Below are 26,003 nucleotides of genomic sequence, written 5' to 3' on the forward strand. Positions count from 1 at the left end.
CACACGGGGATCGCGCGCCCGCATCTTTTCCCGACGCGTCCCGGCCGGCACAAATGTTGCGGCGCACCACTTGTAAGGTGAGCATGCTTATAATATATCGCGCTCATGAAAAACGACCTCCGCAACAGCCTGGGCTTCCTGCTGCATGACGCGCAGCGGCTTCTGCACAAGCATTTCGAGGCGCGCGGACAGGAATACGGCCTGTCCTCGGCGCAATGGCGGCTGCTCGTGTTCCTCGTCAAGGAGGACGGCGCGGCGCAGGCGAGACTCGCCGAACTGCTCGAGATCGAGCCGATCAGCGTCTCGCGGCTGATCGACCGCATGGAGGAAGGCGGCTGGGTGGAACGGCGCGCCGACGCCAATGACAGGCGCGTGCGCATGGTTTTCGCCACCAGCAAGGCGCGCGACGCCTTCGAGAAGGTCAAGAGCGTCGCGTCGGATCTCTACGAGATCGCGCTTGCCGGGCTGTCGCCAGCCGAGCGCGAGACGCTGATGCACGCATTGAGAACGGTTTGCGACAACCTGTCGGACGGCAAGGGCGCCTGCGACGGGACGCAAAGAGGGACAGGAAGCGCAGGATGAACGCGATCACCAAGACCGAGGAAAAGACGGCGGAAGCCACGAGCGACGCCTGGGACAGGCAGGACGCCGAAACGAAGACGAAGCGCAAGACCGGTCGCAACGCGCTGATGCTGGCGCTGCCGGTCGCGCTGGTCGCCATTGGCGGCTATGTCTGGGTGACTGGCGGGCGCTACCAGGAAACGGAAAACGCGTATCTGCAGCAGCCCAAGGTTTCGATCTCGGCGGAAGCCTCCGGTCGGGTGGTCGAAACCCATGTCACGGACAATGGCGCGGTGAAGAAGGGCGACGTGCTGTTCGTCATCGACCCCGAGCCCTATCGCATCGCGCTGGAACAGGCCGAGGCCTCGCTCGCCGCGGCGCGGCTGAGCGTTGGGCAGTTGCGCGCGACCTACAGCCAGGCTGTCACCAAGCAGAAGGCGGCGCAGAACGACGTCGATTACTACCAGGCCGAACTCGACCGCCAGAACACGCTGGCGACCAAGGGCATCGCGACCAAGGCCGCGCTGGACGAAACCCGGCGCAACCTGACGGCGGCGCAGGACGCTCTGGCCTCGGCGAACGAGGCCGTGTTCGGCGCGCTGGCGGCGCTCGGCGGCGATGCCGACATCGCGACCGACGACCATCCGACCGTCAAGGCGGCGCAGGCGGCGCGTGAAAAGGCGGCCTATTCGCTGAAGCAGACCACCGTCACAGCGCCCGCCGACGGCGTTCTGGCGCAGGCCTCCTCATTCCAGGCGGGCCAGCTGGTTTCCGCCGGGACAGCGCTGTTCTCGCTGGTCGAAAACGACAGAAGCTGGGTCGAGGCGAATTTCAAGGAAACGCAACTAACCCACATGAAGGCCGGACAGGTGGCGGAGATCACCTTCGACACCTTTCCCGGCCAGCCGATCAAGGCGACGGTCGAGAGCATCGGCGCGGGCACGGGCTCGGAATTCACGCTGATCCCGGCGCAGAACGCGACCGGCAACTGGGTGAAGGTCTCGCAGCGCATCCCCGTGCGCCTGACGGTCGAGGACGCCGGCATGGCGCTTCGAACCGGCATGAGCGCGACCGTCGCAGTCGATACCGGCAAGAGCCGCGGCCTGCCCGACTTCTTCGGCACGTCGACGGCGAAAGCCGCGGAATAACCATTCCGGCGGGCGCGAACGCGCCCGTCCGGTCAACTCTCCGGTCCGTCCGTTCAGCGCCCACTGACCTCCCCCCAAGGAAGCGGGCGGGCCGGAGACCCATGGATAGACAATGACACAGGCCGCCACACCGAAGCCGGAAGACATACCGCATCGCGGGCTGATCACGATCGCCATCATGCTGGCGACGATCATGCAGGTGCTCGACACGACGATCGCCAATGTGGCGCTGCCGTCGATGACCGGCGATCTCGGCGCGTCGCGCGACACGATCACCTGGGTCCTGACCTCCTATATCGTCGCGGCCGCGATCATGACGCCGGTCACCGGCTGGCTGTCGGACCGACTGGGCTCGCGCGAGCTGTTCCTGATCACCATCGTCGGCTTCACCGTGACGTCGATGGCCTGCGGGCTGTCATGGAACCTGGAATCGATGGTCACATTCCGGGTGATGCAGGGCCTGTTCGGCGCGGCAATCGTGCCGATGTCGCAAACCTTTCTTCTCAACATCAACCCGCGCGAGCGCCACGGACAGGCCATGGCGATGTGGGGCGCGGGCATCATGGTCGGCCCGATCATCGGCCCGACACTGGGCGGATGGCTGACCGAGACGCTGAACTGGCGCTGGGTGTTCTTCATCAACCTGCCGGTCGGCATTCTCGCCTTTCTGGGCTCCGCCGCCTATTTGCCGAAAGTGCCGAGCCGGCCGCGCGGATTCGACTTCTTCGGCTTCGCCATGCTGTCGCTCGGCGTCGGCGCGCTGCAACTGATGCTCGACCGCGGCGGAGAGGTGGACTGGTTCGCCTCGCCCGAGATCTGGATTGAACTCGGCCTCGCGCTGACCGGTTTCTGGGTGTTCACCATCCATCTCCTGACCAACACGGACACCTTCATCGATCCGACGATCTTCCGCGACCGGAATTTCGTGACCGGACTTGTCTTCATCTTCGTCGTCGGGGTGATCCTGCTGGCCAGCCTCGCCCTGCTGCCGCCGATGCTCGCCAATCTGTTCGACCACTCGACCATCCTGACCGGGCTCGTCATGGCGCCGCGCGGCGTGGGCACGATGATCTCGATGCTGGTGGTCGGCCGGCTGGTGCGCGTCGTCGATGCGCGGGCGCTGGTCGTGACCGGCCTTCTCCTGACCAGCTGGTCGCTGCACATGATGACCGGCTTCACGCCGCAGATGAATGACGACTTGATCATCTGGTCGGGGGTGATCCAGGGGCTGGGCCTCGGCCTCGTCTTCGTGCCGCTGTCGACAGTGGCCTTCGCGACGCTTGCGCCGCATCACCGCACCGACGCGGCGAGCCTGTTCTCGCTGGTGCGCAATATCGGATCGTCGATCGGCATCTCGATCGTCACCGTGGCGCTGTCGCACAATCTGCAGGTCAACCACGCCGAACTGTCGACGGCGATCTCGCCCTACAATCCGGCGCTCGACGCGCTGTCGCCGGCGGCGCGCGCCGGCGATCCGACGATGCTCACGATCCTCGACGGGCTGGTGAACCAGCAGGCGCTGATGATCTCTTATGTCGACGATTTCTACCTGATGATGATCGTCACGCTGGCCGCCATCCCGCTGGCGCTGCTGCTACGCAAGCCGAAAACGGCCCCCGCCGCCGGAGCGCCCGCCGCCGCGCATGCCGAGTGAGGCCTGACGCGTTCTCCCGTCACGAAACCGTGCTATGGCGCGCGCAATCATGACGACAGGCAGGTGAAAGAGGACGCGACCCGTGAACAGCGAGGACAGGAAGCCCGGCAGGATCATCTTTCTGCATGGCGCATCGAGCAGCGGCAAATCGACGCTCGCGCGTGCATTGCAAGCAGCGATCGACGAGCCGTTCCTTCATCTGTCGATCGATCATCTTCGCGATTCGGGCGTATTGCCGCTCGCCCGATTCAAGAACAAGGATTTCGACTGGCGCGACGCGCGCGCGCCGTTCTTTGCCGGATTCCATCGCGCACTCGCGGCCTTTGCCGGGGCAGGCAACAATCTGATCGTAGAGCATATCATCGACACGCCGGGCTGGCTGGAGGACCTGGCATCGCTGTTCGCGCCGTTCGATGTCTTCTTTATCGGGCTGCATTGCGACCGCGATGAACTGATTGCCAGAGAACTGGCGCGTGGCGACCGACCGGTCGGAAGCGCGGCGAAAGACCACGACACGATCCATCTGGGCCTTCACTACGATCTGGACCTGCACAGCAAGGATGGTGTCGAGGCCAATGTGCAGAGGCTTCTCGCATCCTGGCATGCCCGCTCACCACAGTCCGCTCTTCGCAAACTGGCCGAAGCGCGCGGAAAGAAGGACGATAGCCGGATGACAAATCCTTAACTTGAAAACCCGGCGCGAATGGCGACGTAAGAGTTGACCGATATCAACGTGAAACGCTCGAAAGCGATCCAGCTTCACGACACGCCGCAGCATCGCCGAGGAAGAAGAAGCACCATGCCCGACAAGACCAGTATCGAAGCCATTGCGCGCAAGAAGGGCGGCGGCGGATTCTCGCGCGCATGGATATGGGTGGCAGCGGCCGTCGTCGTCGCGGGCGGCGCCTGGTACTGGTTCGGACAGGACAACGAGACGCGCGACGTGCGCTACATGACGCAGCCTGCGGCAATCAACGACATCATCGTCACCGTGACGGCGACCGGCACGGTCGAGCCGATCAACACGGTGGAAATCTCCAGCGAGCTGTCGGGCACGGTTCGCGCCGTCAACGCCGACTACAATGACGAGGTCAAGACCGGCGACGTGCTGGCGACGCTCGACACGGACAAGCTGGAAGCGAATGTCGAACATGCAACGGCGAGCGTGACCGCGGCCAAGGCCAATCTCGTCGAGGCCGAGGTGACGCTGGAAGAGAAGAAAAACGCCTATGACCGGGCGGTGCAGCTTTCCGAACAGGGCATTTCCTCGCAGGAAACCCTGCTGGCGAACAAGGCCGGCTATGAACGCGCCGTGGCGACGCTCGATACCGCGAAGGCGAATGTGAAAGTGGCCGAGGCCGACCTGAGACTCGCCAGGACGGACCTCGACAAGGCCTGCATCTGCTCGCCGATCGACGGCATCGTGCTCGACCGGGCGGTGGAGGTCGGCCAGATCGTCGCCGCCTCGCTGTCGGCTCCGGTGCTGTTCACGCTGGCCGAAGACCTGACACACATGAACCTGACCGTCGACATCGACGAGGCCGATATCGGCCAGGTCGGCGTCGGCAATTCCGCGACATTCACGGTCGAGGCCTATCAGGGACAGGATTTCGAAGCCGAGATCACGCAGTTGCGTTTCGCGCCGGAAACGGTCGACGGCGTCGTCACCTACAAGGGCATTCTCGACGTCACCAACGAGAACCTGCTGCTGCGCCCGGGCATGACGGCCACAGCCGAAATCACCGTCGCCGAACTCAACAATGTGCTGACGGTACCGAACGCGGCGCTGCGCTTCGCGCCGCCCGTGCAGAGGGACGACGCCAGCGGCGGAAGTTCGGGCCTCCTGGGCATGCTGATGCCGCGCCGTCCGGGCGGCGGCAGCAGCGCGGGCGGCGGGGCTCCCGACGCCGACGGGATGCGCTCGATCTGGGTGCTGCGCGACGGCGAACCGGTTGAAGCTAAGGTACGCACCGGCGCCAGCGACGGCTCGCACACGCAGATCGTCGAGGGCGGGCTGTCGGAGGGCGATCCGGTCATCACCTCGATGGATAGCGGGCAATGAGCGAGGACGTGCAGGCTCCGGTCATCGCGCTGCGCGACGTGAGCCGCGTCTATGGCGAAGGCGAGGCGGCGGTGCGCGCGCTGCGCGGCGTCGATCTCACGATCGGGCGCGGCGAGTTCGTCGCCATCATGGGGCCAAGCGGCTCGGGCAAATCGACGGCGATGAACATCATCGGCGCGCTGGATACGCCGACGGGTGGCTCCTATCGCTTCCTCGGCGCGGATGTCGGCGGTTTCGACCGCAACCAGCGCGCGCTGCTCAGGCGCGACTATCTGGGCTTCGTCTTCCAGGGCTTCAACCTGCTGGCGCGGACGCCGGCGGTGGAGAATGTCGAACTGCCGCTGATCTACAAGGGCGTCGGTCGGGCGGAACGCCGCGAGCGGGCGATCAACACGCTCAAACGCGTTGGTCTCGGGCACAGGCTCGACAAGGAGCCGTCGCAGCTTTCGGGCGGCGAACAGCAGCGCGTCGCGATCGCGCGCGCCATCGCGTCGGAGCCGGAAGTGCTTCTGGCCGACGAGCCAACCGGCAACCTCGACACGGCGCGCTCGGTGGAGATCATGAAGCTGATCTCGCGCCTCAACGACGAGGAAGGGCTGACCGTCATCATGGTCACGCATGAGCCGGACATGGCCGAATACGCAAAGCGCATCGTCCAGTTCAAGGACGGGCTGATCGAGGCCGACGCGCCGAACGACACCATCCGCAAGCCGGACATGGAGCAGCCCGATGTTCGCTGAAACCGTGCGGCAGGCGCTGCAGGCCATCCTGCGCAACGCGATGCGGTCCTTCCTGACGATCCTGGGCGTCATCATCGGCGTCGCCGCCGTCATCACCATGGTGACGATCGGACGGGGTTCGTCCGACAAGATCGAGGCCGATGTCTCGAAACTGGGCACCAATCTGCTGATCATCCGCCGCGGCGCCGGCATGGGCCCGCCATCGGCGGGGCGCTCCGCGCCGAGCTTCACGCTCAAGGATGTCGAGGCGATCAAGGCACAGATACCGGGTGTTCTCGCCGCCGCGCCCTCGAACACCTCCTCGGTCACGCTGATCTATGGCAACGAGAACCACCAGACGACCGTGACCGGAACCGACAACGATTTCCTGATCGCGCGCGACTGGGACATCGCTCTCGGGCGCGAATTCTTCTCCAGCGAGGTTTCCGGTGGCAAGACCGTTTGCATCCTCGGCGCGACGGCGCGCAGGAAGCTGTTCGGCGGCGGCGACCCGGTCGACCAGACGCTGCGGACGGAGAAATTCTCCTGCAAGGTGATCGGCGTCCTCGAGGCGAAAGGCGCGTCGAGCTTCGGCCAGGACCAGGACGACACCGTGCTGATGCCGATCAAGGCCTTCATGCGGCGCATCGCAGGCGACCAGGACGTCTCCTCGATCTATGTCGCGGCGCGGCCCGGCGCCTCGACCGACAAGGTGAAATCGGATATCGACGCGCTGCTGCGCGAGCGCAGGCGCATCGAGCCGGGCGAGGAAGACAATTTCTCGGTGATGGACACGAAGGAAATCGCGTCCATGCTGACCAGCGTGACCGGCGTGATGACGGGTCTGCTTTCGGCGGTCGCCGGCGTGAGCCTGCTCGTGGGCGGCATCGGCATCATGAACATCATGCTGGTCTCGGTGACGGAGCGCACGCGCGAAATCGGCATCAGGCTGGCCATCGGGGCGACGGAACGCCAGGTGCTGACACAGTTCCTCGTCGAGGCGATCGTATTGTCTCTCATCGGCGGACTGATCGGCATCGGGCTCGGGCTGGTTCTTGGCTATGTCGGTTCGAACTATATGAGGATCCCGTTCTCGCCGGACTGGACGATCACCATCATCGCCTTTGTCTTCTCGGCCTTTATCGGGATCGTGTTCGGCTTTTTCCCGGCGCGGCGGGCGGCGCGGCTCGATCCCATCGAGGCGCTGCGGCACGAATAGTCGGCGTTTCGGCCCGCTTGACGAAACGCGGCCGCGGGTGGACCATCTCCCCGCGCCGTCACACACAAAGAAAAGGATTCGCGATGACCAGAATCATGAAATCCGCTCTCATTGCCGCCGCGCTCATGTCGATTAGCGGCTGCGCCAACACGATCCAGGGGTTCGGCGCCGATTCCGCGAACGCCGTATCGGCCACCCAGAAGGCGACACAGGCGGTCGGGGCAGCGGCGATCAACGCGGTACAGTAGCGCCGCCGGGCCGGCCGGATCGGTCCGCCCGCCTCACCTGGCCCAGTCGCGCCGAACGCCGGGAGGCAGGCAATGCGCGTCATCATTCAGGCCCTGTTCCTGCTGATTTGGTTTGCCGGCGCGGCAGAGGCGCATTTTTCCGAAGGCGTGAAGCTGCGATCCATTGTCGTGACGCGTGACGGCGACGGCGTGACCGTCTTCGTGCGGACGCCGGCGCCGCTTCTGTTCGGCGACCTGATCGACGCGGCGCAACGGACCGGCGCGCCACCCGATACCGGCTTCATCTACAGCCGCGAACGGGCAACGGGGCCGGTCTTCCATCTGTCGCGGGACGCGATCGACGCGGACCCGGAAGGCTTTGCGGCACGGCTCGAAAACGCGCTTGCGTGGTCGCAGAACGGGCAACCGCTAAGCGCTCGGCTGGCCGGGTTCGTGTTGTACGATTTCCTTCAGGAGACGGCGTTCGACAGCGCACAAACCGCCCGCGCCGCGATCGACGCCGGCGGCGCGACAACCGACCCGCTGTTCGGCGAAGCGGTGATCGACATGCAGTTGCGGCTTAACGCGCCCGTTCCGGACGGGGCGCTGCAGGTGGTCTCGGCCCATCCGCCGATGCCGCTGGTGGAAGGGATCTCGGTCGACAATCATATCGTCGACGCGCGTGGCGCAGAGGCAATCGCCTATACGCGGCCGGGACAACTGGAAGAGCCGGCGACCATCGACGGATCGCTGGCGCGCACAGTCGCGGAATTCGTCAAGCAGGGCGTGCTGCATATCGTCGAGGGGATCGACCACGTGTTCCTGGTGGTCTGCCTGGCGCTCGGCATCGGGGCGCGGACGCGGCTTGTGTGGATCGTCACCGCCTTCACGCTCGGCCATTCGGTGACGCTGATCGCGACCTTTCTCGGCGCGACGCCACAATGGCCGTGGTTCATTCCCGCCGTGGAGACGGCAATCGCGGCGACCGTGCTGTACGCGGCGGCGGCGGCCTATTTCAGGCGGATGGATTCCGTCGCCGTGATCGCCGGCGTCGGGCTCCTCCACGGTCTCGGCTTTTCCTTCGTGCTCGGGGACATACTCGGCCGCGACGCCCCGAACCTTATTCCGGCGCTCGCCGCCTTCAATGTCGGCATCGAGATCGGGCAATTGGCGATCATCGCGGTCACGCTCGCCATGGTGGCGATCCTGACGCGGCTGTCGCGCGCAGCCACGCCCGTTTTACGCGATGCGGCGCTGGCCGGCATCGCCGCGATGTCGGCGTGGTGGGTGATCGAGAGAGGCGCGGGGTTGATCGCCTAGCGCATTTCAGGGTGCAAAAGGACCAAAATGCGCTGGCTCTCGCCTTCGGCTCGAACGCGCATTTCGATGCTGATGCTTCAATCCAAACCTGAATTGCGCTGGCGGCGCCGAAGAATCAGGACTTTGCCTTCTTCGCGCGCTTTCGCGCCGGTGCGGGCTTGGCGGCCGTCTCGACTTCTTCCTGGGCCTCGGCGTCCAGGCGAAGCTGGCGCAACCGGTCGGTCTTCTTGCGACGGGCCTTTTCTTCGGCCTCGGTGATCGAACGGGCGACGTTGTCGGTGTTCGCCTGCCGGCTCTCCATTCGCGTCGGCTTGAACAGGGTATGCTTGGTGAGATTACTCAGTTTCTTCGCTCCTTGCCGCGCCCTGATCCGCAGGTCCGGTTGAAAAACCTTCCCCGTCAGGACGGGCGTCCGGCATTCGGGATATTGCTGTTTCCGGCGATCCTGTCCTTCGTATCGCGGACGGACATGATGTCATCTTCCGTGGCGATGCGCTCGTGGCGCTCGTCGGCGCTGCGGATACGATATTGCAGGACGCTGTCGCGAGGCGGGAGAAGCGCCACGACCTCGAACTGGTCCGGCACGTTTCGGCCCATTCCGGTCACGCTGCGAAAGCAGACGATATCGCCAATGGCAAAACGGTGAACGGACATGGATGATCCCGGGCTGAAGAAGCGGGGAGAGATCCCCGCTTCGAAGTCACTCGATGCGAAAACCGGGCCGAACCGAGACGGTCGACCGGTTCGCGTGGATCAGCGTGCGACTAGGTTCGTGGCCGACGAACGGCCATCGCGGCCGGCTTCGATCTCGAAGTCGACCTTCTGACCTTCGGCGAGGCCGCTGAGACCGGCGCGTTCGATCGCGCTGACATGGACGAAGACGTCCTTGCTGCCGTCTTCCGGTTCGATAAAGCCGAAGCCCTTCTGGCCATTGTAGAATTTCACGGTACCTGTAGGCATGTAGTAAGTCCTTGAACGTAAGATGCCGCGCCGCAACAGTCGCGGACGCGATCAATATCGAAATCGGGAAAAAGATTGGCGGGTCGAGAGCCTCTGACGCCGCGAAAAGCCAAGCCTGGCCAAATAACGATACGTTTAGATGGGCCTAAATTGCGGAGAATTCAAGTCCAACCGGAAAATGACCGTCTTCCGACTCGCGGCGCGCGCCTCGGGACAGGCCTTTTGATGGGCCGGCCGCCAGGAAAATAAGGCCGGCCGGATCAGCGGTCCGGCGCGTGCCATTCCGGCGGATCGATGTCGCGCCGGCGGATGCGCAGCGCGAGACCGATGGCGACGCCGACGCCGATCGCGACGGTGAGATCTACCAGAACGGTGAGCAGCATGGTCAGGATCAGCAGCGCCCGGTCCGAGATGCGAATCGATGGCGACAGGCGGGTTCGCAGTTCCTTCACCTCGGCCATGTTCCAGGCCGTCAGCAGCAGGATGGCGGCGAGCGCCGGCATCGGCAGGTAGTTGGCGAGCGGTGCGGCGACCAGCATGAAGATGAGGATGAACAGCGCGTGCGCGATGCCGGCGACGGGCGTGCGGCCCCCGGCACGCACATTGGTCGCGGTACGGGCGATCGCGCCGGTGGCCGGCAGGCCGGCGAAAAGCGCGGACGCGGTGTTGGCGATACCCTGGGCGACGACTTCTGCATTGGGCCGGTGGCGACCGGCCACCATGCGGTCGGCGACGATGGCCGAAAGCAGCGACTCGATTCCGGCGAGGAAGGCGATGATGACCGCCGAGGGGAGCAGTTCCATCAGCCGGTCGGGCGAGAGGTCCGGCAGGCCCGGCATCGGCAGGGACGACTGGATCGCGCCGTAACGCGAACCGATCGTCTCGACGGGAAGGCCAAGCAGCCAGACGGCAAGCGAGGCGATAATCACCGCGAAGACGATGCCCGGAAGCTTCGGCCATGCCTTGCGCAGGATCACGATCAGGATGCCGGTTCCCACCGTGACCGCCAGGGCGGTCAGGCTGAACGTGTCACGCACCGCCCACATGCCTTCCAGCTTGGCGACGAATTCGGCGGGCAGATTGGCCGCGTTCAGGCCGAAGGCGTCGCGCAGCTGGCTGGCCGCGATGATGACCGCGATGCCGACGGTAAAACCGTTGATGACCGGTTCGGGCACATGGCGGATAAGATTGCCGATCCTGAGCCAGCCGGACACGATCAGGATCAGCCCGGCCATGAAGGTGGCGGTGACGAGACCGTCATAGCCATGCGTGGCGATGACGTCGTAGACGACGACGATGAAGGCGCCGGTCGGCCCGCCGATCTGCACGCGGCTGCCGCCGAGCGCCGAGATCAGGAAGCCGGCGACCACAGCCGTGACGAGGCCCGCGCCCGGCTCCGCGCCGGATGCGATGGCAATGGCGATGGACAGCGGAAGCGCGACGAGCGCGACCGTCAGCCCCGCGAAAATATCGGACATGAAGGCATCGCGACCGTAATCCCTGAGCGTCGTCAGGATCTTCGGCTGGAAAAGCGGCGCGTGCGTGTGTCTGGCTGCCGGATCGGTGTGCATGGCGAATTATGTCAATGTGGATGACCTTTCATGCGCCCTGCCACCGGCCGCCGTCAAGGGCGCGGGATGAGACGAGGCGACGCAAGCACGGCGTGATAAATCCGAACGGGCTCTTTACCATCGGCGCGTTTCGCGCTTTGCATGGGCGCCCGCGCCGCGCCATCCTTCGCGCAGGCAGACGACAACCGGACACGACATATGCCCCTCACCGCCGCCCAACGCCACAAACGCCTGCTGGAAAGGCTGTCCGAACTCGCGTGGTGGCGCGAGCGCGAGAGCATCCAGATCGGCGAATGGAGCGTCGATGGCGAGGCGATTGCCATCGGCGACACATGGCCGAAGACGGACGGCATCTTGCGGTTCGCGGCGCGTGCGCAGGCGCCGGAGCACTGGCCACTGGACGAGACGCGGCTGATCCTCAATCTCGGCGGCGAGAGCCTGGTGACCCTGCATTACGGCGATGGCGAGCGCGCTTCCTTCGGGCTCGATCCCTACCATCGCGAATTCCCGCTGCGCGACCGGCGTTTCGGGATCGGGGCGGAAGCGGTCGCCCGGCTGCCCTTCGGACAACCGGTGCGCAAGCCCGTGCTGGAGGCGGCGCGGGTGGCCTGGATCGACCGCCCGGTTCACCGGCTTCACCTGCTGTTGCGCCAGATCGCGGAAGCGACCGACGCGCTGGGCGACCACGAGGCGGTGCCGCATCTCTTCGACGCGGCGGAGACAGCGCTGCGGTCGCTCGACTGGCCGTCGGACACGGCAAACTATATCGCGCGAGTGGCGCCCTCGCCCGCGCAACAGAGCGTGTGGCTGCTGCCGGACGCGAAACCGGATCCCGACGGGCTTTCCGACGACCAGCGGTCGAGCGTGATCGACGCCCATGACGCCCTGACATCGACGCTCGCCCGGCTGAAGGAGCGGTTCCCGCCACAGGGGCGGATCGCGCTGACGGGCCACGCCCATATCGATCTCGCCTGGCTGTGGCCGTGGGACGAAACACGGCGCAAGACGCGGCGCACCTTCCACACGGTGCTGTCACTGATCGAGTCGTCTCCCGATTTCATCTTCAACCAGTCGACCGCCGCCTATTACGCCCAGCTCGAGGAGGACGATCCGAAGCTTCTTGAGGCGATCAGGAAGCAGGTCGCGGCGGGGCGCTGGGAGACGGTCGGCGGGATGTGGGTGGAGCCGGACACCAACATGCCGACGGGCGAGAGCCTGGCGCGGCAAATCCTCTACGGCCAGCGCTATTTCGAGAGGCAGTTCGGCGTGCGTCACAAGGTGTGCTGGCTACCCGACTGTTTCGGCTTCTCCGGCGCATTGCCGCAAATCCTCCGGCTCGGCGGGATCGAGCATTTCTTCACGATCAAGGTGAACTGGTCGGAGACCAACACATTCCCGCACGATCTGTTCTGGTGGGAGGGCATCGACGGATCGAAGGTGCTGGCGCACACATTCGACAATCCGATGGCCGGCTATAACGGCTTCGTGCAGCCGGATTGTTTCGTGCCGACCTGGAAGAACTTTCGCGGCAAGACCGCGCACGGGGAAACGCTGCTGGCGGTCGGTTACGGCGATGGCGGCGGCGGGGTGACGCCGGAAATGGTCGAGCGCGAGGTGCAGTTGCGGAACTTCCCGGCGCTGCCGCAGGCCCGATGGGGCCGGGTCGAATCCTTCTTCGAGCGGGCGAAGGCGGGCGAACCGGAGAGCGGCTACCCGGCATGGGCAGGCGAAATCTATCTCGAACTGCATCGCGCGACGCTGACGACGCAGAGCAATGTGAAGCGGCTTCATCGCCACGCCGAGCGCGCGCTGATCACGGCGGAGACGCTGTCCGGCCTCGCCGCCCTGCTCGGCGGACCGCAGCCGGTCAATCTCGAACTCGCCTGGCGGCTGGTGCTGAAGAACGAATTCCACGACATCCTGCCGGGATCGGGGATCGCCGAAACCGCCCGCGACGCGGAGCAGGAACTGGGCAGCGTCGTGAAACTCGCCGGCACGGCGCAGCGCGCGGCCATGTCGGCCCTCGAACGCGGCCTGCCGAGAGGCGAGATCGAAAACGCGCTGATCGTCGCCAATCCGTCGGCGAGCGCCCGCCCGTTCGACGTCACGCTGCCGGACGGGCGAACCATCGCGACGGCGGAGAGCGTGCCCGCGCTCGGCGTGACCGTGTGCGATCTCGACGCGGCGACACCAGCGGGCGGCCTGACCGTGACCGCGAACCGGCTCGAAAACGCGCATCTGAAGGCGGTCATCGGCGCGGATGGTACGATCACCAGCCTCGTGCACCGGAAGACCGGCCGCGAGGCGCTGGAGGGGCGGGGCAACCAGCTATGGATCTATCCCGCCGACAAGCCGCGCGACTGGGACGCCTGGGACATCGACGAGGACTATGCGAAGAGCGGCGAGGAACTGACCGATGTCCGCTCGATCGACATCGCGGAAGCCACGGCGCATCGCGGTGCGATCCGGGTGGTCAAGACCTGGCGCAACTCGACGATTACGCAGACCTATGTCCTGAAGGCGAACAGCCACCGCCTCGACATCGAGACCAGGATCGACTGGCACGACCGGCGCGCGCTGCTGCGCACGCTGACTCCGGTCGCGGCGCGGGCACGCGAGGCGACCTTCGAATGCGCCTTCGGCGTCGTCAAGCGGGCGACGCATGTGAACACGAGCTGGGAGGCGGCGCAATTCGAGGTGCCCGGCCACCGGTTCTGCGACCTGTCGGAGCCGGGCTTCGGCGTGGCGCTGCTGAACAACGCGAAATACGGCCACAGCGCCAAGGGCAATGTTCTGGGCCTAAGCCTTGTGCGCGGGCCGGTCTGGCCCGACCCGATGGCCGACGAGGGCGAACAGAGCTTCACCTATGCGCTTTATCCGCATCAAGGAGACTGGCATGAGGGCGGTGTGCGCGAGGAAGCCGAATGGCTGAACCAGCCGCTGGTTACCAATCTTTCGACCGGCCTTGCGCCCTATTCCGCCTCGCCGATCGCGCTGAAGGGAATTCCGGCCGCGCTGTCGGCGCTCAAGCCGGCGGAGAATGGCGACGGGCTCATCCTCCGGCTCTATGAACCGGCCGGGCGTCGGGGCGATCTCGACCTGGAATTGCCGAAAGGATGGTCGGCGAGCGGCACCGTCAACCTGCTGGAAGAGCGCATGGCGCGCGACCGGCCGCATGCGCTGATGCCGTTCGAAATCCGAAGCTGGCGGCTGACGCGGCGCTGAAACCGCGGGAACCATTCTCCGAGAACGCGAAAGCGGGTGGACCGTGGCCCACCCGCTTTCGCAAGTCTTCCGCTCGGGAGGAAACGATCAGAGGCCGGAGCCGACCGACGTCCCGATCGAGTTGAACTTCGTGTTCAGGCTCGAACCGACCGATGTCGCACCCGCAACGAGCGCGACGGAGATCAGTCCCGCGATCAGGCCGTATTCGACCGCGGTCGCGCCTGATTCATTCTTCAAAAACCGCCAAAACATGCCGCGCTCCTATGTTCCGTTTTCACAGCAATCCGCAGACGCGCTTCCGGCGCCTTCATTTCCACCATAGGGTGCAGCTCTTATATACGGCTTAAAGAACACGGTTGCCGAAGCGTTAAAATGGGCCGCGGCATTCGACGCTGTGCGAACGGGGCGTTTAGTCAGCCCGACGCGTCGCGGTAGAGCGCGGCGATCCGGCTGCGCAGGACTTTGGCGTCGTCCTTCAGCAAGCGTTTGAGGATCTTCCGGATTTCCTTGTGCAACCTGAGCGTGCGCGCGTGCATGTGAGCGCGCAGGACGGCGATTTCCGTGGCGCTGCCGACCTCGCCCGGCTCGGCCGCGATCAGTTCCGCGAGGACCGAGAGGTCGTGATCATCGCCCAGTAAATCGCCCGCCAGATCGGCGATCTCGGCGCGCGCGGCCATGACGCCCGGCCAGGCCGGCTTCAGCAACTGCATGTGCATCCAGTGATACTTGATGCGCTTTCGCAGGTCGTGCCAATCCTCCGGGTCCTCGCTCTCGCGCGCTCTTGCGAGCGCCTTGACCGCGCGGCCGTAGTTTTTCGCGGCACCGGCCGCCAGCACGTCGATGGCCTTGTCGTTGCCCTTGGGCAGGCGAAGGTCGGCAAGCGCGGCGCTGCCCTGCTCGCAGGCGAGAATGGCGGCGGTGATCCTGTCGCCGAGATCGGACTGGCCGGCCGCGATACGGTCGCGCCGCGCGGCAAGGCGGTCGCGAACCGAAATCAGGACCGCCCGGTCTTCGCCGGCCTCGCGGTCGGCGGCCATGCGATCGACAACCTCGACCAGCGAGGTCGCGTCGCGCACCGCCGACAGGGTCGAGGCGGTATCGCGAATCCGCGCATTCTCACGCGCATAGAAGTCCGGCGCGGCTTCGCGGATCAGCCTGAACAGGCCGCGCAGCCGCTTGAAACGCTTGCGCGCGTCGTGGATCGCCTGGTGACGCCCGTCCGGCTCGCTGCGCAGGATGCCGATCGCCTTGCGATACTGCAGCCCCGCAATGCGCACGACTTCATCGGTCAGCGGTTCGCCGGGTCGAATACGATAATTCATGCCAGGTCGCTCACACCTGCGCCTCCACGGGCAGGCCGTTGACCGCGAGCCGGGCATTCGACCATGCGCCGTCGCCGGTCACCTCGCGGCCGAGCCATGTCGGCAAGGCGGGCGCATCCTCCTCGGACTGCATTTCGACCTCGGCGATGACAAGACCGGCCAGCGCACCGGCATATTCGTCGACCTCCCAGACAAACCCCTCATGGCGGACGTGGTAGCGGGTCTTTTCGACCAAGCGGTCGCGATTGGCGGAAACCATCTGGCGCGCGTCTTCGAGCGGTATCTCGTATTCGAACTCGTCGCGCACCATGCGCGACAGGCCGAATTTCACGGTGAGGCGCGCCTTCCTGCCGTCGGAAATCCGCACCCGGACCGTGGTGTTGATATCGAGCGCGACATAGGCCTGGACGATATGGCGAGACGTCTCCACATCGGAGCGCCATGCATCGCTCCCGACGAGGAATTTGCGTTCGATTTCCCGGGCCATGCGGGCAGCTTCTCCGAAAGCGTTTCGCATTGCAACTTTTTCGAGGTGCGGCGTCACGACGCTTGACCTTGCGGACAGAATGGCTAAATTTAGAATAATTCTAAACTGGATTTTCCGACATGCTGCAACGCTTCCTCCTCGGTACCCGCCGCGACTTCAAAAGTCTGAGCGAACAGGAGATTCTCGCGCTCGCCATTTCCTCGGAAGAGGACGATGCGCGGATCTATCTGGCCTATGCCGACGGGCTGCGCGAGGAGTATCCGAATTCCGCCAAGATATTCGAGGCGATGGCGGAGGAAGAGACCACCCATCGCGCGCGGCTGATCGACATGCACAAGAAGCGGTTCGGCGACCGCATTCCGCTGATCCGGCGTGAGCATGTGCGCGGCTATTACGAGCGCAAGCCAGACTGGCTGGTGCGTCCGCTGGGCATCGAGACCGTGCGCGCGCAGGCCGCCCAGATGGAGCAGCAGGCGCATCGCTTCTATTTGCGCGCGGCACAGCAATGCGAGGACGCCGACACGCGCAAGCTGCTCGGCGACCTGGCGCTGGCGGAAGCCGGCCACGAGGCGACGGCCGTGCAACTTGAAACGACGCATCTGCCGGAAGACGTGCGCGAGGCAGAAGACCAGTCCGAGAAGCGGCAGTTCATCCTGACTTACGTCCAGCCGGGGCTGGCCGGCCTGATGGACGGATCGGTTTCGACGCTGGCGCCGATCTTCGCCACGGCCTTCGCGACGCAGGATCCCTGGACGACCTTTCTCGTCGGCCTGGCCGCATCGGTCGGCGCGGGCATTTCGATGGGCTTCACCGAGGTTGCCTCGGACGATGGCGTGATCTCCGGGCGCGGATCGCCGCTCAAGCGCGGTCTCGCTACCGGCATCATGACGACGGTCGGCGGGCTCGGACACGCCCTGCCCTACCTGATCCCGCATTTCTGGACCGCCACGATCATCGCGATGATCGTCGTCGTGATCGAGTTGTGGGCGATCGCATGGATCCAGAAACGTTGGATGGAAACGCCGTGGAGCCGCGCGATCTTCCAGGTCGTTCTCGGCGGCGCGCTGGTCTTCGCGGCGGGCATGGCGATCGGCAATGCGTAGCGCATTCGCAGCCGACTGAAAAAATGCCCGGAACGGCCGAAAAACGCCGGTCCGGGCGGGATTGTTCACCCAGAATTCATAGATGCGTTGTTACTGTGATCCCGGGAGGGACCGGAGGCGATTTGCCTCGGACCTGAGGATCGGACGATGCTTTTCATTTCGGTATGCGCGAAACGGCTGTCGGCATTGCGCAAATTCATATGGTCGGACTACCAGCCGGAGCGCCATTACATGCGCGGTCCCGGCCCGGCCTGCGCGAAGCGACAACTGCAAGGCTGACCGGCGACCGGCCGGGGCAAGCCCCATCTGGCGGGCAGCCTCGGCGCAGCGGTGCTGAGCCGATTTCTCGAAAAGAGCTGGATAAGGCGCCAGGCAGGAAGCCGGGCGCTGTTGTTCTCAAGCGAGGGATTGCGCCGTTTCGAGGACCTTGCGCGGCCCTGAAACCTGCTACTTGACCGAACCGACGACCGTCTGGTCGGGCATCTCGATGGACACCCAGTGGCCGGCGTGTCGGGCGGACTGGCGCTTCAGATAGGTGTAGGGCGTGTCCTTCCACAGCATGACCTTGGTGGTCAGGTTGTCGAGAACGAAATCGCCGCGATTGGTGCGCACGGTGAGAACGGCATGGCCTTCGCCATCCGGCTTGCGCACGACGGTGATCAGAAGATCGGAGGGCGACAGCCCCTCATTGATCAGCAATTGCCGCTTCAACAGGACGTAGTCCTCGCAATCGCCGGCCTGATCCGGGTAGGTCCAGACCTCTTCCTTGCCGTAGATGTCGATATCGCTCTTCGGCTCGATCACCATGTTGACGGTGGCATTGACGTTGAGGATCGCGTTCCAGGTCCGGCTGTCGAGGGCCAGCGGGCCCGTGTTGCCCTGGATGCGGTCGCATTCGTCGCGATAGATGCGGCAGAAATCATAATGGCCGATGGGCTGGGAGGTCAGACCGCCCGTCTTCATCGATCCGGACGCTTGCGCGTTTTCCGGAGCGGCCATGCCAATGGTTGCCATCATGGCAATTGCAGCGACGTATCTCAGCACCCCGACGCTCCCCTCAACGCTTACCCACAAGGTTAACGAAAGGTTAAACAGCAATGCCGGTTTTCACAACGGGGCGATTTGCATAGCTCACAACATGGTTACCAGAGCAAAGGGCGCCGTCGCCGGCGCCCTTCAAATCATTGTTTTCGCAGTATTATCAGGTCAGGCAGCGGATGTTTTCTTGCCGCTCTCGCTGGCGAAGCGCGAACGCGCGCGCATGAAGTCGAGCATGCGCGGCGCGATCTCCTTGCGGAAACGCGACCCGTTGAAGACACCGTAATGGCCGACACGCGGCTGCTCGTAATGCATCTTCATCGCGTCGGGAATCGACGGGCACAGCGCATGCGCCGCCTTGGTCTGGCCGCGGCCGGTGATGTCGTCGTTCTCGCCCTCGATGGTCAGCAGCGCGACGCGGCGGATGGCAGACGGATCGACCGGATCGCCGCGATGGGTCATCGTGCCTTCCGGCAGGGCGTGCTTGATGAAGACGGTATCGACCGTTTCGAGATAGAATTCCGCCGTCAGGTCCATGACCGCGAGATACTCGTCGTAGAAGTCGCGGTGCTTCTCGGCCGAATCGCCGTCATCGCGCACGAGATGCATGAAGAAGTCCTTCTGCGCGATCAGGTGACGGTCGAGATTCATGGTCATGAAGCCGGTCAGCTGCAGGAAGCCCGGATAGACATCGCGCATGAAGCCCGGATTGGGGAATGGCACCTTCATGACCGCGTTGCGCTCGAACCACTCGATGTCCTTCTCGCTGGCGAGATCATTGACCGCCGTGGGATTGCAGCGCGTGTCGATCGGGCCGCCCATCAGCGTCATGGAAAGCGGCACGTTCGGATCGTTGCGTCCTTCCATCAGCGCGACGGCGGCGAGGACTGGGACGGAGGGCTGGCAGACGCCGACAATATGCGTCTCGGGGCCCAGCAGGTGCAGCATCTCGATGACGTAGTCGATGTAATCGTCGAGATCGAAACGACCGTCGGAGAGCGGCACGGAGCGCGCATCGATCCAGTCGGTGATGTAAACGTCCGCTTCCGGCAGGAAGCGCTCGACAGTGCCGCGCAGCAGCGTCGCGTAATGGCCCGACATCGGCGCGACCAGCAGCACCTTGGGGTCCTGCGGGCGCGGCTCGGCCAGATTGCGCCGGAAATGGATCAGATTGCAGAACGGCTTCGACCAGACGATCTTCTCGTCGACATCGACAGTCTTGCCGTCGATATCGGTCTGCGGAAGGTCGAAGGACGGCTTGCCGTAACGGCGCGTCGTGCGCTCGAAGACCTCACACCATGCAGCGGCCGTGCGGCCGGCCCTCGTCATGGATATCGGATTGAGCGGATTGCGATAGAACAGGCGCGTCGCGTCTACGGCGGCCCGCCAGGGCTGCATGAGCGCGTGGTTCATTTCGTAGAGTTGGTAGAACATCGTCTTCCTGCCTTTTCCCGTCGCGGCCGGATCGAGGACGCGGGACGTAGCCTCCACCGCAGCGGAAGTTAACATGTAAATAGTGCGTTGCAACATCTTACACACCCTCTTCCAACGTAAGTCGCAGAAAAGATGCGGCGGTTATTCACAATTGCAGGACCATGAGGACGCGATCCCCGGGAGAAACGCCGTCCGGGACCTCCTCCAGGAAGCGCGCGCGCAATGCCGCCGACACGGTGTCGGGATCGACGGTCCGCCAGCCGCGACGCGCATAAAAGGGCGCATTGAAGGGGATATCGCGAAAAGTCGACAGGCCGATTCGGCCATATCCGGCGGCGCGGGCGTGGCCGGACACCGCGTTAAGAAGTGCCGTGCCCGCTCCCTGACGCATGACGGCCGGGTCGACGCCCAGCTCCTTGAGCCACCAGATACCGTCGACTTCGCCCGAAACGGCATAGCCGATCGGCGCGTCACCGGCATCGACAGCGACATGAACGGTGTTCGCGCGCAGGAATTCCCCGAACTCGTCGATCGGCGGCGGTTCCGCGCCGACCTCGGGATATCCGTGATCGGCAAACAGGGTCGAGGCGCGGATTTCGACGCCATGCAGGGCCGGCAGATCATCCGGGCGAAACGCCCTGACGGCGAAGCCCGGCGATTGTCTCGGACCGGTCAGCCGTCGAAACCCTCGACGATGATCATTTCGCCGTCGGCGATTTCCTTTCGGATCGCGCGGGCCGCCGTGTAAGCGGGGGAATTGTAGCAGGCGAGCGCCTTTTCGTAGCTCTCGAACTCGACAACCACGTTGCGGGAGCGTCCCTCGCCCTCGACGGCTTCGCATTTTCCGCCGCGCACGAGGAAATTCGCGCCATATTCCTTGTAGGCCGGGGCGGCGGCTGCGACATATTCCTTGTAACGCTCGGGATCATGCACGTTGACGCGTCCGATCCAGTAACCCTTGGCCATATTCCCTCCTATCCGGCGGCTCAGTCTGCCGCTTCCATTTCATCCAGTATCGCTAGTGCGGCGGCGGCCCGATCCGGCGCGGCGACGATCGGCCGGCCGACAACGAGGTGGCTCGCGCCGGCGGTGATCGCGTCACCGGGCGTGACGATGCGCTTCTGGTCTCCCGCCGCAGCGCCTGCCGGACGAATGCCGGGCGTGACGACCGCGAGATCCGGGCCGACCACCGCACGCACGGCGGCCGCCTCGGCGGCGGAGCAGACGATGCCGCCCATTCCGGCTTCGCGGGCCTGCCGCGCCCGCGTGTGGACCAGCGTGGCCGCGTCGTCCCCATATCCCGCCTCCGCGAGATCGGGATCGTCCATCGAGGTCAGGACGGTGACGCCGAGCAGGCACAGGCCGGAGCCCGACGCAGCCTCGACGGCGGCGCGCATGGCCTTCGGATAGGCGTGGATGGTGAGCATCGATACGCCGGTGCGGGCGATCGCCTCGACGCCCTTGGCGACAGTGTTGTCGATGTCGAGAAGCTTCATGTCGAGAAAGACGCGTTTTCCCGCGCGCACCAGCTCGTCGGCGAGCTGCAATCCGCCGCAAAAGGCCAGCTGGTAGCCGATTTTATAGAAAGAGACCGCCTCGCCGAGATTTTCAACGATACCCGCCGCCTCAAGCACGGTCGGCACGTCGAGCGCCACGATAAGCTGGTCACTTGCGGTGCGGTTGGTCATGCGAATCCCCCGGTTGCGCCGCGCAGTGACATGGCACAGCCGGGCCGGGGCGACAAGCAGGCCAAGATCAGCGGCCGCGACCGGGCGTGCAATGGTCGAGAAGCGAGCGGCAGGTGTTGTCGAGAATGCCGGCGGCCGTCTCGTCGGCCGGCATGCCGTCCTCGCCAAAGGCCTCGCCGGCGAAATGGATGGAGCACTGTTCGCTGACGACCTGCGTGCGCAGCGCCATCATGACCGCGCGCAGGTGGTAGAGCGCGCGAATGCCGCCGAGCCGGCCATTGGAGGCCGCGCCGAGGGCGACGGTCAGCCCCTCGAAGGGTTTGACGGCTTCGCCATCGACCTGCCGGACGCGGCTGATCCAGTCGAGCGTGTTCTTGAGCAGCGGCGGGATCGAGGCGTTGTATTCGGGGCTGGCGATGAAGGCCGCGTCATGGGCGGCGAACATGCGGGCGAGCCTGATGGCATTGTCAGGCGCACCTTTTTCCTTTTCCAGGTTCTGGTCGAGGATCGGCATCGGATAATCGGCGAGCGAGAGCATCGTCACGTCCGCGCCCTTCAGCGCCAGCACCTTCGCGGCGGCCTCGGCGAGTTGCCGATTGAAGGAGCCGGAGCGAACGGACCCGGCGAAAACAAGTACCTTCGGTATGGTCATGACCGGCGCCGATAGACCCAGACCCGCGCGGGCGGGACATTGCGGAAGTTCCAGCGCGAGCGCGTGACGGCGATGTCGGGATCGGTGACGGGCACGGGCGGGATGATGCCGTAGGAGAACTGGACGAAGGGACGGCCCGGTTCGAGCACGGAGAGCGCGGAGCGCAGCAACTGAACGCGCTTTTCCTTCTCGAAATTGAGAAGCGGCAGGCCGGAGATCACGCAGTCGAAACGGTCCGGCGCGGCATCGCCCAGACGGTCGCTGAGCGTTGCGGCGAGATCGAAGGCGTCGCCCTGCAGAAATTGCGCGCCGGGAAACCTGTCATTGAGAAGCCGGCAGAAGGCGGCGGAATATTCGACAGCTAAGAGCCGGGCGGGCGAAAGGCCGGTTTCGAGGATCGCCGAGGTGATCGCGCCCGTGCCGGGGCCAAGTTCGAGCACGGGAAGGCCGGAGGCGAGATCGATATGGGAAGCCATCATGCGCGCCGTCTCGGCGGAGGTGGGCGCGATTGCGCCGACGGAGCGCGGCGCGCGGATGACGGAACCGAGGAACCGGACCTGATCGGCAAAACGCGCCTTGACCACCGCCTTGCGCGACAGTTTCACGGGAGGTGTTTTCGAGGTGTGCGAGAGGCCCTCAGTCTCCAATATCGAAGAACTCCTTCATGCGCGAGAAGAAGCCGGTCGACTGCGGGTTGTTTTCCTTGGCGGAAATCTCGTCGAACTCCTGCAGCAGTTCCTTCTGGCGCTTGTTGAGATTCTGCGGCGTTTCCACCGATATCTGGATGTAGAGATCGCCCATCTGCGCCTGACGCAGGATCGGCATGCCCTTGCCCTTGAGGCGGAACTGGCGGCCGGACTGGGTGCCTTCCGGCACCTTCACCCGGGCATAGGCACCATCCATCGTGGCGACCTCGAACTGGCCGCCCAGGGCGGCCTTGGCCATCGAGATCGGCACCTTGCAATAAAGATCTGCGCCATCGCGCTGGAAGAACTCGTGCGGCTTGACGGAGATGAAAATGTAGAGATCGCCCGTCGGGCCACCGCGAAAGCCCGCCTCGCCCTCGCCGGACAGGCGGATGCGCGTGCCGTCCTCGATGCCGGCCGGAATGTTGACCGACAGCGAGCGCTCCTGCGTCACCCGGCCCTGGCCGTGGCAGTTGGTGCAGGGATCCTCGATGGTCTGACCGCGCCCGTTGCAGGTCGGGCAGGTGCGCTCGATCGAAAAGAAACCGGATGCGGCCCGCACGCGGCCCGCGCCGCCGCAGGTCGAGCAGGTGACCGGATCGGAGCCGGGCTTGGCGCCGGAGCCATTGCAGACCTCGCAGGTCATCGAAGAGGGAACCCGGATCTGCGCGGTCTTGCCGGCATAGGCCTCCTCGAGAGTGATTTCCATGTTGTAGCGAAGGTCGGCACCGCGTTCGCGTCCGCCGCCGCGACGCGCCCGCGCGCCGCCCATCATGTCGCCGAAAATATCCTCGAAGATATCGGAGAAGCCGCCCGCCGCGCCGAAGCCTCCGCCGCCGCCCATGCCGCCATTCTCGAATGCGGCGTGGCCGAAACGGTCATAGGCAGCCCGCTTCTGCGGGTCCTTCAGCGTCTCGTAAGCCTCGTTGACTTCCTTGAACTTCGCTTCCGCTTCGGCGTCATCGGGATTGCGATCCGGATGAAACTTCATGGCAAGCTTGCGGTAGGCGCTTTTCAACGCCTTTTCGTCGGCTCCGCGCTCAACGCCGAGTGTCTCGTAGTAATCCGCTTTCGACATTCCCGTCGCTTTTTTCGTAGGATGGTGTCAAAAATGTCCCAGCGGCATGTGCACGCGCGCATACCGTTGCGTTCACATAGGAAATACGGTGCGGCTTTGCCATAGGCAATGGCCGTAAATACCCGGGAAAAGGCCCGGATACGATGCCGAACACAGAAATTTCCAGCCAATACTGTCCGGCACTGCGCACAACGGCGCTCGCGGCGGCCTGCGCCATGCTCCTTGCGGCGCCGGTGACGGCCTCGCCGCGCGACGCGATCCTGTCCGGCGACATGAAGGCGGCGACCGCCGAAGTCGAAAAACTCTATGCCGATCACGGCCTGTCCTGGGCGGACTGGATCGAGTGGGAGATCGGACCCTTTACGACGACCTACTGGTACTACGACCACACCGAGGCCAAGATCGTTGCGGGCGACATGCCCCGCCCCGGGCAGGCGGACGCCTATTGGCAGGCCTTCTCGGACGCCCTGACGGACGGGAACTGGAAATCGTCGGGGTTCTTCTCCTCCGGCGAGGAAGCGCTGGAAATGGCACGCTTCAACCAGTGGGTGCTGGCGACGCATGAAAGCGCACACGCCATCACCTTCCGCTACGATTACGACCACACCAAGCGATACGACTATCACGTCAATTGCCGGGAATATCACGCGGACCGGCTGACGGCCGCGATCCTGCAGGACGCGGCGAAGCGCGACCCGGACATGGCGCGCTGGCGGGCGCGATATCTCGAACTCGTCACCGAGATGGGCGCTTCCATACCGGACGAATACAAGGTCACGCAGGCCGACTACGCCATGCTGGAGGCGGACTGCAAGGTGATGGACATTGACCAGCCGACGCCGGACCGGATGCAGGCCTACGCCTCGGCCTATTTCGCCCGCTACAAGGCGTTGCTGGAGGCGGATCTTCCGCCGCTGGATGCGGTGTTCGAGACGCATCTGAAGGCGCGCAACCGCGCCGAGACGGATGCGTTTCCGGTCGCGGACGAGTGGTCCGGGCACATGCTGGAGACGGTGGAGGAAAACGAGGGGGTCTATGACTACCTCTTCAACAGAGCAAAAACGCTGGAAGGGCGCGCGCAACGCGCGGCCGCCTTTGCGCCGGACGATACGCTTTATGTGGCCGAGTCCTCGTCGGACCTCGATTCAGGACAGCTCCAGATCGTTTTCGGGCCGCATGACGGGGCATTCGAGACCGTGGCAGAGACGCTGAACTGGCATCGCGAAAGCGAGGCGGTCACGCTCGTCTCGATCGCGGTCTACTCGCCGGACCTGTTCTTCGCCGCCTTCGAGGAGGAGGGATATCACAGCGCTGTGCTCCGCTTCGAGCGCGGCAGGCAAGGATGGACGCATCGTCTGCTCGCCGGTTTCGACCGGTTCGGCAAAGCGCGGGCATTCAGGGCGCCGGACGGGCGGTTGCTGCTCGCGCTTTCGGAGTACAAGTTCGAAGACCGCGAGGAGACGGACAACAGCTGGCGCGTCGCGGATTTCGATCCGGTGAGCGGAGAGAACATCTCTTTCGTGGACCTGCCGGTGGTCATACGCCACCCGGTCGGCGCCGATGACGAGATGCGGCTCTTCTTTTCCTATGCGAGCATGCTGATACGCCTCGACGAAGAGGGCAAGCTGGCGCGCGTGGCCGGCAACGGGCTGGACGGCCATGCCGACGGCGACATCGATAACGCCGAGATCAGCGGCATCAACATCTTCCAGATCAATAGCAACGGAGCGATGGTGCTGGACGAAATACCGGGCGACTATCCCAGACAGGCCATCAGGCGGCTGACGCCGCCAGTATCCAACAAATGAAAAGGGCGGCCAATGGCCGCCCTCAAGACATCTGCGTCAGA

General features: G+C 64.8%; 27 protein-coding genes. 12 read left to right on the forward strand and 15 right to left on the reverse strand.

Annotated features, from left to right (window positions below; translation table 11 throughout):
- Positions 1–105 precede the first annotated feature (105 nt).
- The 9 genes from LC343_RS20585 to LC343_RS20625 all read left to right on the forward strand — a co-directional run bounded on the left by LC343_RS20585 (position 106) and on the right by LC343_RS20625 (position 8,910).
- Positions 106–582 carry a MarR family winged helix-turn-helix transcriptional regulator gene (locus LC343_RS20585; RefSeq protein WP_223479065.1) on the forward strand — a complete coding sequence of 159 codons (477 nt, stop codon included), beginning with the start codon at positions 106–108 and terminating at the stop codon, positions 580–582.
- A complete protein-coding gene (locus tag LC343_RS20590) occupies positions 579–1,709 on the forward strand; it encodes an HlyD family secretion protein (protein WP_223479066.1) in 1,131 nt (376 codons plus the stop codon). Before LC343_RS20585 ends, LC343_RS20590 begins: the two co-directional genes overlap by 4 nt.
- Positions 1,710–1,821: 112 nt before the next feature.
- A complete protein-coding gene (locus LC343_RS20595; RefSeq protein WP_223479067.1) occupies positions 1,822–3,363 on the forward strand; it encodes a DHA2 family efflux MFS transporter permease subunit in 1,542 nt (513 codons plus the stop codon).
- Between the two features lie 82 nt (positions 3,364–3,445).
- Positions 3,446–4,048 carry a chloramphenicol phosphotransferase CPT family protein gene (locus LC343_RS20600; protein ID WP_223479068.1) on the forward strand — a complete coding sequence of 201 codons (603 nt, stop codon included), beginning with the start codon at positions 3,446–3,448 and terminating at the stop codon, positions 4,046–4,048.
- A 114-nt stretch (positions 4,049–4,162) separates the two neighbouring features.
- Positions 4,163–5,425, forward strand: coding sequence for an efflux RND transporter periplasmic adaptor subunit (locus LC343_RS20605; RefSeq protein ID WP_223479069.1), 1,263 nt, complete (start codon positions 4,163–4,165; stop codon positions 5,423–5,425).
- Entirely contained in the window at positions 5,422–6,165 is a 744-nt protein-coding gene (locus LC343_RS20610; RefSeq protein WP_223479070.1) for an ABC transporter ATP-binding protein, read from the forward strand. Before LC343_RS20605 ends, LC343_RS20610 begins: the two co-directional genes overlap by 4 nt.
- Positions 6,155–7,363 carry an ABC transporter permease gene (locus LC343_RS20615; protein ID WP_223479071.1) on the forward strand — a complete coding sequence of 403 codons (1,209 nt, stop codon included), beginning with the start codon at positions 6,155–6,157 and terminating at the stop codon, positions 7,361–7,363. The genes LC343_RS20610 and LC343_RS20615 overlap by 11 nt, the downstream gene beginning before the upstream one ends.
- A gap of 83 nt (positions 7,364–7,446) precedes the next feature.
- Positions 7,447–7,611, forward strand: coding sequence for an entericidin domain-containing protein (locus LC343_RS20620; protein WP_223479072.1), 165 nt, complete (start codon positions 7,447–7,449; stop codon positions 7,609–7,611).
- 72 nt (positions 7,612–7,683) lie between these two features.
- Complete coding sequence (locus LC343_RS20625) at positions 7,684–8,910, forward strand: HupE/UreJ family protein (RefSeq protein ID WP_223479073.1); 1,227 nt, start codon at positions 7,684–7,686, stop codon at positions 8,908–8,910.
- A gap of 115 nt (positions 8,911–9,025) precedes the next feature.
- On the opposite strand, the gene LC343_RS20630 is transcribed toward LC343_RS20625, so the two are convergent.
- The 4 genes from LC343_RS20630 to LC343_RS20645 all read right to left on the reverse strand — a co-directional run bounded on the left by LC343_RS20630 (position 9,026) and on the right by LC343_RS20645 (position 11,441).
- Positions 9,026–9,211, reverse strand: a complete 186-nt coding sequence (locus tag LC343_RS20630; protein ID WP_223479074.1) for a hypothetical protein — start codon at positions 9,209–9,211, stop codon at positions 9,026–9,028.
- Between the two features lie 98 nt (positions 9,212–9,309).
- Entirely contained in the window at positions 9,310–9,564 is a 255-nt protein-coding gene (locus LC343_RS20635; RefSeq protein WP_223479075.1) for a hypothetical protein, read from the reverse strand.
- 99 nt (positions 9,565–9,663) lie between these two features.
- Complete coding sequence (locus LC343_RS20640) at positions 9,664–9,870, reverse strand: cold-shock protein (RefSeq protein ID WP_223479076.1); 207 nt, start codon at positions 9,868–9,870, stop codon at positions 9,664–9,666.
- A 260-nt stretch (positions 9,871–10,130) separates the two neighbouring features.
- The gene (locus LC343_RS20645) at positions 10,131–11,441 is read right to left on the reverse strand and encodes a SulP family inorganic anion transporter (protein ID WP_223479077.1); all 1,311 of its coding nucleotides are present in this window, start codon (positions 11,439–11,441) and stop codon (positions 10,131–10,133) included.
- A 198-nt stretch (positions 11,442–11,639) separates the two neighbouring features.
- Between LC343_RS20645 and LC343_RS20650 the strand changes: the two genes are divergently transcribed.
- Positions 11,640–14,666, forward strand: coding sequence for an alpha-mannosidase (locus LC343_RS20650; RefSeq protein WP_223479078.1), 3,027 nt, complete (start codon positions 11,640–11,642; stop codon positions 14,664–14,666).
- 87 nt (positions 14,667–14,753) lie between these two features.
- On the opposite strand, the gene LC343_RS20655 is transcribed toward LC343_RS20650, so the two are convergent.
- From LC343_RS20655 to LC343_RS20665, 3 genes are all read right to left on the reverse strand, one after another.
- Positions 14,754–14,918 carry a Flp family type IVb pilin gene (locus LC343_RS20655; RefSeq protein ID WP_223479079.1) on the reverse strand — a complete coding sequence of 55 codons (165 nt, stop codon included), beginning with the start codon at positions 14,916–14,918 and terminating at the stop codon, positions 14,754–14,756.
- Between the two features lie 161 nt (positions 14,919–15,079).
- On the reverse strand, positions 15,080–15,988 hold the full coding sequence (locus LC343_RS20660; protein ID WP_223479080.1) for a CHAD domain-containing protein: 909 nt from the start codon (positions 15,986–15,988) through the stop codon (positions 15,080–15,082).
- A gap of 10 nt (positions 15,989–15,998) precedes the next feature.
- On the reverse strand, positions 15,999–16,475 hold the full coding sequence (locus LC343_RS20665) for a CYTH domain-containing protein (RefSeq protein WP_223479081.1): 477 nt from the start codon (positions 16,473–16,475) through the stop codon (positions 15,999–16,001).
- Between the two features lie 119 nt (positions 16,476–16,594).
- On the opposite strand from LC343_RS20665, the gene mbfA reads away from it, so the two are divergent.
- Complete coding sequence (gene mbfA / locus LC343_RS20670) at positions 16,595–17,578, forward strand: iron exporter MbfA (protein WP_223479082.1); 984 nt, start codon at positions 16,595–16,597, stop codon at positions 17,576–17,578.
- Positions 17,579–18,025: 447 nt separating this feature from the next.
- Here the strand turns inward: mbfA and LC343_RS20680 are convergent, their stop codons facing one another.
- The 8 genes from LC343_RS20680 to dnaJ all read right to left on the reverse strand — a co-directional run bounded on the left by LC343_RS20680 (position 18,026) and on the right by dnaJ (position 24,154).
- On the reverse strand, positions 18,026–18,595 hold the full coding sequence (locus LC343_RS20680) for a transglutaminase-like cysteine peptidase (RefSeq protein WP_223479083.1): 570 nt from the start codon (positions 18,593–18,595) through the stop codon (positions 18,026–18,028).
- A gap of 189 nt (positions 18,596–18,784) precedes the next feature.
- Entirely contained in the window at positions 18,785–20,050 is a 1,266-nt protein-coding gene (locus tag LC343_RS20685) for a polyhydroxyalkanoate depolymerase (RefSeq protein WP_223479161.1), read from the reverse strand.
- A 145-nt stretch (positions 20,051–20,195) separates the two neighbouring features.
- Positions 20,196–20,816 (reverse strand): GNAT family N-acetyltransferase, encoded by a 621-nt coding sequence (locus tag LC343_RS20690; protein WP_223479162.1) that lies wholly within the window; start codon positions 20,814–20,816, stop codon positions 20,196–20,198.
- Positions 20,723–21,016 carry a DUF1330 domain-containing protein gene (locus LC343_RS20695; protein WP_223479084.1) on the reverse strand — a complete coding sequence of 98 codons (294 nt, stop codon included), beginning with the start codon at positions 21,014–21,016 and terminating at the stop codon, positions 20,723–20,725. Before LC343_RS20695 ends, LC343_RS20690 begins: the two co-directional genes overlap by 94 nt.
- Positions 21,017–21,036: 20 nt before the next feature.
- Entirely contained in the window at positions 21,037–21,738 is a 702-nt protein-coding gene (pyrF, locus tag LC343_RS20700) for an orotidine-5'-phosphate decarboxylase (protein WP_223479085.1), read from the reverse strand.
- A 67-nt stretch (positions 21,739–21,805) separates the two neighbouring features.
- Positions 21,806–22,390, reverse strand: coding sequence for an NADPH-dependent FMN reductase (locus LC343_RS20705; RefSeq protein WP_223479086.1), 585 nt, complete (start codon positions 22,388–22,390; stop codon positions 21,806–21,808).
- The gene (locus tag LC343_RS20710) at positions 22,387–22,995 is read right to left on the reverse strand and encodes a class I SAM-dependent methyltransferase (RefSeq protein WP_338018601.1); all 609 of its coding nucleotides are present in this window, start codon (positions 22,993–22,995) and stop codon (positions 22,387–22,389) included. Before LC343_RS20710 ends, LC343_RS20705 begins: the two co-directional genes overlap by 4 nt.
- 31 nt (positions 22,996–23,026) lie before the next feature.
- Positions 23,027–24,154, reverse strand: a complete 1,128-nt coding sequence (gene dnaJ / locus LC343_RS20715; protein ID WP_223479088.1) for a molecular chaperone DnaJ — start codon at positions 24,152–24,154, stop codon at positions 23,027–23,029.
- Between the two features lie 143 nt (positions 24,155–24,297).
- Here dnaJ and LC343_RS20720 point away from each other — a divergent pair, with 143 nt between their 5' ends.
- Positions 24,298–25,962: a hypothetical protein gene (locus LC343_RS20720; protein WP_223479089.1), complete on the forward strand. Its 1,665-nt coding sequence runs from the start codon at positions 24,298–24,300 to the stop codon at positions 25,960–25,962.
- The last annotated feature ends 41 nt before the right edge of the window (positions 25,963–26,003 follow it).

It is taken from the genome of Oricola indica (assembly GCF_019966595.1).
Taxonomy (GTDB): domain Bacteria; phylum Pseudomonadota; class Alphaproteobacteria; order Rhizobiales; family Rhizobiaceae; genus Oricola; species Oricola indica.

Bases quoted from the DNA above. Each gene is read 5' to 3' on its own strand.
- LC343_RS20590 (WP_223479066.1), top strand. From the start codon at position 579: ATGAACGCGATCACCAAGACCGAGGAAAAGACGGCGGAAGCCACGAGC.
- LC343_RS20620 (WP_223479072.1), top strand. From the start codon at position 7,447: ATGACCAGAATCATGAAATCCGCTCTCATTGCCGCCGCGCTCATGTCG.
- LC343_RS20635 (WP_223479075.1), bottom strand. From the start codon at position 9,564: ATGTCCGTTCACCGTTTTGCCATTGGCGATATCGTCTGCTTTCGCAGC.
- LC343_RS20630 (WP_223479074.1), bottom strand. From the start codon at position 9,211: ATGGAGAGCCGGCAGGCGAACACCGACAACGTCGCCCGTTCGATCACC.
- LC343_RS20605 (WP_223479069.1), top strand. From the start codon at position 4,163: ATGCCCGACAAGACCAGTATCGAAGCCATTGCGCGCAAGAAGGGCGGC.
- LC343_RS20615 (WP_223479071.1), top strand. From the start codon at position 6,155: ATGTTCGCTGAAACCGTGCGGCAGGCGCTGCAGGCCATCCTGCGCAAC.
- LC343_RS20660 (WP_223479080.1), bottom strand. From the start codon at position 15,988: ATGAATTATCGTATTCGACCCGGCGAACCGCTGACCGATGAAGTCGTG.
- LC343_RS20695 (WP_223479084.1), bottom strand. From the start codon at position 21,016: ATGGCCAAGGGTTACTGGATCGGACGCGTCAACGTGCATGATCCCGAG.
- mbfA (WP_223479082.1), top strand. From the start codon at position 16,595: ATGCTGCAACGCTTCCTCCTCGGTACCCGCCGCGACTTCAAAAGTCTG.
- LC343_RS20680 (WP_223479083.1), bottom strand. From the start codon at position 18,595: ATGATGGCAACCATTGGCATGGCCGCTCCGGAAAACGCGCAAGCGTCC.
- LC343_RS20610 (WP_223479070.1), top strand. From the start codon at position 5,422: ATGAGCGAGGACGTGCAGGCTCCGGTCATCGCGCTGCGCGACGTGAGC.
- LC343_RS20655 (WP_223479079.1), bottom strand. From the start codon at position 14,918: ATGTTTTGGCGGTTTTTGAAGAATGAATCAGGCGCGACCGCGGTCGAA.
- LC343_RS20665 (WP_223479081.1), bottom strand. From the start codon at position 16,475: ATGGCCCGGGAAATCGAACGCAAATTCCTCGTCGGGAGCGATGCATGG.
- LC343_RS20645 (WP_223479077.1), bottom strand. From the start codon at position 11,441: ATGCACACCGATCCGGCAGCCAGACACACGCACGCGCCGCTTTTCCAG.
- LC343_RS20720 (WP_223479089.1), top strand. From the start codon at position 24,298: ATGCCGAACACAGAAATTTCCAGCCAATACTGTCCGGCACTGCGCACA.
- pyrF (WP_223479085.1), bottom strand. From the start codon at position 21,738: ATGACCAACCGCACCGCAAGTGACCAGCTTATCGTGGCGCTCGACGTG.
- LC343_RS20705 (WP_223479086.1), bottom strand. From the start codon at position 22,390: ATGACCATACCGAAGGTACTTGTTTTCGCCGGGTCCGTTCGCTCCGGC.
- LC343_RS20585 (WP_223479065.1), top strand. From the start codon at position 106: ATGAAAAACGACCTCCGCAACAGCCTGGGCTTCCTGCTGCATGACGCG.
- LC343_RS20685 (WP_223479161.1), bottom strand. From the start codon at position 20,050: ATGTTCTACCAACTCTACGAAATGAACCACGCGCTCATGCAGCCCTGG.
- LC343_RS20595 (WP_223479067.1), top strand. From the start codon at position 1,822: ATGACACAGGCCGCCACACCGAAGCCGGAAGACATACCGCATCGCGGG.
- LC343_RS20625 (WP_223479073.1), top strand. From the start codon at position 7,684: ATGCGCGTCATCATTCAGGCCCTGTTCCTGCTGATTTGGTTTGCCGGC.
- LC343_RS20640 (WP_223479076.1), bottom strand. From the start codon at position 9,870: ATGCCTACAGGTACCGTGAAATTCTACAATGGCCAGAAGGGCTTCGGC.
- dnaJ (WP_223479088.1), bottom strand. From the start codon at position 24,154: ATGTCGAAAGCGGATTACTACGAGACACTCGGCGTTGAGCGCGGAGCC.
- LC343_RS20650 (WP_223479078.1), top strand. From the start codon at position 11,640: ATGCCCCTCACCGCCGCCCAACGCCACAAACGCCTGCTGGAAAGGCTG.